6 protein-coding genes are annotated in these 5,448 nt (G+C 75.1%); 4 read left to right on the top strand and 2 right to left on the bottom strand.

The window, feature by feature from the left end:
- Positions 1 to 4: 4 nt before the first annotated feature.
- Both ABD067_RS09785 and ygfZ read right to left on the bottom strand, forming a co-directional pair.
- A complete protein-coding gene (locus ABD067_RS09785; protein ID WP_343895068.1) occupies positions 5 to 637 on the bottom strand; it encodes a calcium-binding protein in 633 nt (210 codons plus the stop codon).
- 272 nt (positions 638 to 909) lie between these two features.
- Positions 910 to 1,737 (bottom strand): CAF17-like 4Fe-4S cluster assembly/insertion protein YgfZ, encoded by an 828-nt coding sequence (ygfZ, locus tag ABD067_RS09780; RefSeq protein ID WP_343895067.1) that lies wholly within the window; start codon positions 1,735 to 1,737, stop codon positions 910 to 912.
- A 67-nt stretch (positions 1,738 to 1,804) separates the two neighbouring features.
- On the opposite strand from ygfZ, the gene ABD067_RS09775 reads away from it, so the two are divergent.
- The 4 genes from ABD067_RS09775 to ABD067_RS09760 all read left to right on the top strand — a co-directional run.
- Entirely contained in the window at positions 1,805 to 2,734 is a 930-nt protein-coding gene (locus tag ABD067_RS09775) for a glycosyltransferase family 9 protein (RefSeq protein ID WP_343895066.1), read from the top strand.
- Positions 2,731 to 3,537: a glycosyltransferase family 2 protein gene (locus ABD067_RS09770; protein WP_343895065.1), complete on the top strand. Its 807-nt coding sequence runs from the start codon at positions 2,731 to 2,733 to the stop codon at positions 3,535 to 3,537. The genes ABD067_RS09775 and ABD067_RS09770 overlap by 4 nt, the downstream gene beginning before the upstream one ends.
- Positions 3,538 to 3,548: 11 nt before the next feature.
- Positions 3,549 to 4,517, top strand: a complete 969-nt coding sequence (locus ABD067_RS09765) for a glycosyltransferase (protein ID WP_343895064.1) — start codon at positions 3,549 to 3,551, stop codon at positions 4,515 to 4,517.
- Positions 4,514 to 5,448 (top strand): glycosyltransferase (locus ABD067_RS09760; protein ID WP_408871534.1); only part of this gene is annotated, 935 nt, incomplete at its 3' end. The genes ABD067_RS09765 and ABD067_RS09760, both read left to right, overlap by 4 nt.

Genomic DNA, 5,448 nt, shown 5'->3' with positions numbered 1-5,448 from the left:
TGCGTCACAGGAGGAAGTTGGCCGCCGTCAGCGCGTGGGCGCCGAGCAATTCGATCTCGGCGTCCACCACGCCGTCCACGTTCCGCACGCCACCGCCCGAGAAGTCGGTGCCGTCGAGCTGCACGATCGTGCGATCCCCCTCCACCACGTAGCGGACCTGCGCGCGTTCCCCGGTGAACGCCCCGTCGCCGACGAATTCGTAGGCCTCGTTGATGTTCAGGTGGCGGTGGGCCAAGGCCAGCAGCAAGGACAGGTCGATCACGTCCTCGCTTGGCGTGAAGTCGACGACCACGTCCCGCGCGCCCGCGCCCACGCCCGTGTCCAACACGTGGATGCCGGGCGTGACGTTGTTGGTGTTGAACGGGATGTGGGTGCCGAAGGAGAACGCGTCGGCGCCGGCGCCGCCGATCAGCACGTCCGCGCCGTGACCCCCAGAGAGCCGGTCGTTGCCCTCGTCGCCCCAGAGGATGTCGTTCCCGCCGAGGTACTGGGCGGGGCCTTGGCCGTCGCCGGGGATGCCCGGCGCGTAGCCGTCGCCGTAGATGGTGTCGTCGCCGCCGCGGCCCCAGATGAACTCGGCGGCCGTCGTGCCGTCGAGCCGTTCGTCGGCGTCGGTGCCCATGATGAAGTCCGGCATCGTCCTCTCCTTCCCGGCCCCTTTTTCCCGTTGAGCGGCATACGGGGCGCTGCGACCGCAATTTGCTGCCGGAAGCGAATGCGATCCAGTTAAGCGGAAGTCATGCGACGGTTTTAATCCGTTGCGCGTTTGGGGCGGCGGCGGCCCGTGTGGGGCCGCTCATCATTCCGCAAAAGTCCGTGCGGTCTCCGTCGGCGCGCGTCGCGGCGCGCGGGCGGTCCGGAGGCCCGTGGCACCTTTCCGCGCGGCGGTGCGGCACGCGGCGCGGGGGCTCAGGCGCTCTCCTTCCTCGGCAACACCATCCAGGCCGGCACGCGCGCCGCCAGCGTCGCGTCGCCGCACCGCAACGATCGGCCGTCCAGCGCCTCCAGCCGCAGCAACGCCATGCCGAGCCCGTCCCGGCCGGAGCGCATCTCGCCCGCTTCGGCCCCGCCGGCCAGCACCGGCGTCCCGCGTGGCGGCAACGGCCCGTCCACCGACACCGGGACGAGGCGCCGCTTCAGCAGGCCGCGGTAGCGGGTGCGCGCCGTCAACTCCTGGCCCATGTAGCAGCCCTTGGTCCAGGAAACGCCACGCAACTCGTCGAAGCCGGCTTCCAACAGCACCGTCTGCTCCGCCGCCATGTCGCGCGAGCCGTCCGGGAGGCCAAGGGCGAGGCGGCGCCGGTCCCAGTCCTCGGGCGTGGCGTCCGCGCCAGGCAGAGGCGCCGTGGCGAGGGCGCGCCAGCCCGCGTCCGGAAGCCTTGGATCGGGCGCCGCGACCGCCCCTTCCGGCATGGGTGCGCCATCCCAGCCGACGTGGACGTGGAACCCGTCCGAAGCGTCGCGCAGCGACGCGCGGGAGCGCAGCCGGAAGCGCGACAACCGCGCCACCAGCCCTGGCGCCTGCGCCCGTTCGCAGTCCAGCAACAGGCGTTCCCCGTCCGAAAACACGAAAAAGTCCGCCAGCCACTTGCCCTGCGGCGTCAGCAGCGCGGCCCACACCGCCCGGCCGGAAGCCGCCTCCGCCACGTCGTTGGAAACCAAGCCCTGGAGGAAGGCGACGCGATCTTCGCCTGCCACCTCCAGGACGCCCCGGTCGGGGAGGAGGGTCGTCGGCATGCGGGGGAAGTGGCGTCCGGCCGGGCCCGCTGCAACGGGGGAACGGCTGTGCTAGAGCCCTAGCGCTTTGCGCATCCTGTTCATCACCGCCACCCGGATCGGCGACGCCGTGCTCTCCACCGGGCTGCTGGACCACCTTTTGCGCGCGCACGCGCACGCCAAGGTGGTGGTCGTCTGCGGGCCGGCGGCCGAGGGCGTGTTCGCCCGGATGCCGAACCGCGCCTGGACCATTTCCCTGGAGAAGCGCCCTTTCCGCCTGCATTGGTGGGACTTGTGGCGGCAGGTGGCGGGCTCGCGTTGGGACTTGGTGGTGGACCTGCGCGCCTCCGGCCTCGCCTGGACGATCCGCGCCAAGCGCCGCGTGGTGATGCGCGGCGGGCGCCGTCCCGGGCACCGTTTGGCGCAGATCGGCGCGTTGATGGGCCTCGACCCGCCGCCCCTGCCGGTGGCGTGGTTCGCGCCGGCCGACGCGCGGCGCGCGTCGGCGCTGCTGCCGGGCGACGGGCCTTGGCTCGCCCTTGGCCCCACCGCGAACTGGGACCGCAAGGTCTGGCCGGCGGATCGCTTCGTGGCCCTGGCCGACGCCCTGTCGGCGTCGGGCGGGCCGCTGGCCGGGGCGCGCGTCGCCGTGCTGGGCGGGCCGGGCGCCGCGGAGCGGGCGATGGCGGCGCCGGTGCTGGCCGCCTTGGGCGGGCGGGCGTTGGATCTGGTCGGCAACCTGTCGTTGCCGGAAGCGGCCGCGGTGCTGGCCCGCTGCGCGCTCTTCGTCGGCAACGACTCGGGCCTGATGCACCTTTCGGCGGCCACCGGGACGCCCACGCTCGGCTTGTTCGGGCCCTCGCCCGCGGACCACTACGCGCCCGCCGGTCCGCGGGCCGCGGCGGCCGTGGCGCCGGGTTCGCCGGACCTGGACTCCATGCCGAACCTGACCCTGGAAGCGGCGCTGGGCGCGGCGGAGCGGCTCCTCGCCGCCCCGGTGCCGGCGTCCGCGGCATGAGAGCGCGGAGCGTCAGCGCGCTGGTGGTGGCCCGGAACGAGGCCGCGCGCCTGCCCGCTTGCCTGGCGAGCTTGGCGGCGGCCGACGAACTGGTGGTGGTTCTCGACCGCAGCACCGACGGGAGCCGCAACATCGCCAGCGGCGCGCTGTGCCGGGGCGGCGCCGCCCGCGTGTTGGAAGGCGCCTGGGAGCTGGAAGGCGAGCGCCGCAACGCCGGCATCGACGCCTGCACCGGCGATTGGGTACTGGAGGTGGACGCGGACGAGCGCGTGCCGCCCGAGCTGTGGGAGGCGGTGCGCCGCGTCGCCGCGGACTCGCCGCACGGCTTCCACCGCGTGCGGATCGACAACCACGTGGGCGACCGGCTGATCCGCCACGGCTGGGGCGGCAGCTTCGGCACGACGTTGAAGCCCGTCCTTTTCCGCCGCGGCGCCAAGCGTTGGCGGGCGCAGCGCGTGCATCCGGGCCTGGACTGGACCGGCACGGAAGGCCCGCCTATCGAGGAGGCCGGCATCCGCCACGAGGTGGACCGCGACATCTCCGACATGCTGCGCCGTCTGGACCGCTACTCCTCCGCCAAGGCCGCGGACCTCTTGGAAGCTGGCGACATCGGCAGCCTGCCCGGGAACCTCCGCCGGTTCGTGTCGCGCTTCGGCAAGTGCTACGTGTCGCGCGGGGGGTGGAAGGAAGGAGGCTGGGGGCTGCTGATCTCGCTTTGCGCCGGGTTGTTCCCTCTGCTCGCCCACCTGAAGGCGCGGCTGGAGCCGGAGCGGCACCGGACCCGCTCCACACCGGCGGAATGATGCGGATCGTGATGGGGACGGAAGACCCATTCACCGCTGGGGCGGCGGTCGGGAACCGCCCGCTCGGCGGCGCCGAAACCGCTTTCGCGCTGCTGGCCGAGGCGTTCGAGCGGCGTGGCCACGCGGTCGAGGTGTGCGCCGAGGGCCGGGCCTCCACGGCGCCGGCCGGCATGGTGTTGGCCAGCCGCCTGCCGCGCGTGTTCCGCCGCCTGCCGCGGCGGGGGCGGCGGGTTCTGTGGCTGCACAACCCCTGCGGCTACCTGCGCAAGCCGCGCCACCTGCTGCCCCTGCTGGCGGCGCGGCCGCGCGTGGTGACGCTCGGGCCCAGCCACTCCGCCGGCCTGCCGCGTTGGCTGCCCTTCCGCCCGGTCGAAATCCCGTTGGCGGTGGCGCCGCCCTTCTCGGATCGGGCGCCGCGCCGGGCGCCGCCGCCGCCGGTCGCGGTGTTCGCCTCCAACCCGCTGCGCAGCCTCGACTGGCTGCTGGACCTCTGGACGGCGCGCGTCCGGCCGGCTGTGCCCGCGGCGGAACTGCACCTCTACACCGGCGCCGCGACCTACGGCGGCGACGCCCGACTCGCCGCCCGCGCCGCGCCGGTGCTGGCGCGGGCGGCTTCGCTGGCCGGGGCCGGCGTGCGGCTGCGCGATCCCATGCCGCGCCCGGCACTGGCGGAGCGGCTCGGCGCGGCGCGCGCGATGCTCTACCGCGGCGATCCGGGCGAGACCTTCTGCCTGGCGCTGGCGGAAGCGCAGGCGATCGGCCTGCCCTGCGTGGTGACGCCGCTCGGCGCGGTTGCGGAGCGCGTGGTGGACGGCGAGACCGGCGTGGTGGCGTGGAGCGACGACGCCTTCGCCGAAGCCGCCGTCCGCCTGCTGTCGGACGACGCCGCGTGGTCGGCGATGCACGCGGCAGCGCTGGCGCGCGGCCCCGGCCCGGACTGGGACTCGGTGGCGGCGCGCTTCGAGGCGCTGGCCGCGTGACGCGGGTCGCGCACGTCATCGCCGGCGCGCCGATGGGCGGAGCGGAGGCGTTCTTCGAGCGCCTCGCCGCGGCGCAGCACGCGGGCGGAGAAGCGGTGCTGGCGGTGGTGCGCGAGGACGCCGGCCGCGCCGCGCGGCTGCGCCGCGCCGGGCTTGACCCGGTGCAACTCCCGTTCGGCGGGCCTTTCGACCTCCGCACCGGCCCGGCGCTGCGGCGCGCGCTCGGCGCCTTCGGGCCGGAGGTGGTCGTGTCCTGGGCCAACCGGGCGACGCTCTTCGCGGGGCGGCTGAAGCGGCGCGGCGGCCCGTGGACGCTGGTGGGGCGGCTCGGCGGCTACTACGACCTCAAGTACTACCGCCGTTGCGACCACCTCGTCGGCAACACGCGCGGCATCCGCGGGTGGCTGGTGGAGCAAGGCTGGCCGGCGGAACGGGCGCATGTCGTGCCGAACTTCGCGCAAGACCTCGCGGGCGTTCCGCCCGCCGACCTGCCGGCGCCGCCGGGCGCGCCCCGGCTGCTCGCGCTCGGGCGGCTGCACCGCAACAAGGGCTTCGACGTGCTGCTGCGCGCGCTCGCGCTGCTGCGCGACGCGCACCTCTTCCTGGCCGGCGAGGGACCCGAACGGGCGGCGCTGGAGGCGCTGGCGCGGGGGTTGGGCGTGGCGGACCGCGTCGCGTTCCTCGGCTGGCGCGAGGACACGGGCGCGTTGCTGGCCGCCTGCGGCGTCTTCGTCTGCCCCTCGCGCCACGAGCCGCTCGGCAACGTGGTGCTGGAGGCGTGGTCCGCCGCGCGCCCCGTCGTCGCGGCGGCGGCGCAGGGGCCGCGCGAGGTGGTGCGCGACGGCGAAACCGGGCTGCTGGTGCCGGTCGGGGCGCCGGAACCGCTCGCCGCCGCCATCGCCTCGCTGCTGGCCGACGCGCCGCGCCGCGC

It is taken from the genome of Craurococcus roseus, from assembly GCF_039523795.1.
GTDB lineage: Bacteria > Pseudomonadota > Alphaproteobacteria > Acetobacterales > Acetobacteraceae > Craurococcus > Craurococcus roseus.
This window is presented reverse-complemented; position numbering and strand designations above follow the sequence as displayed.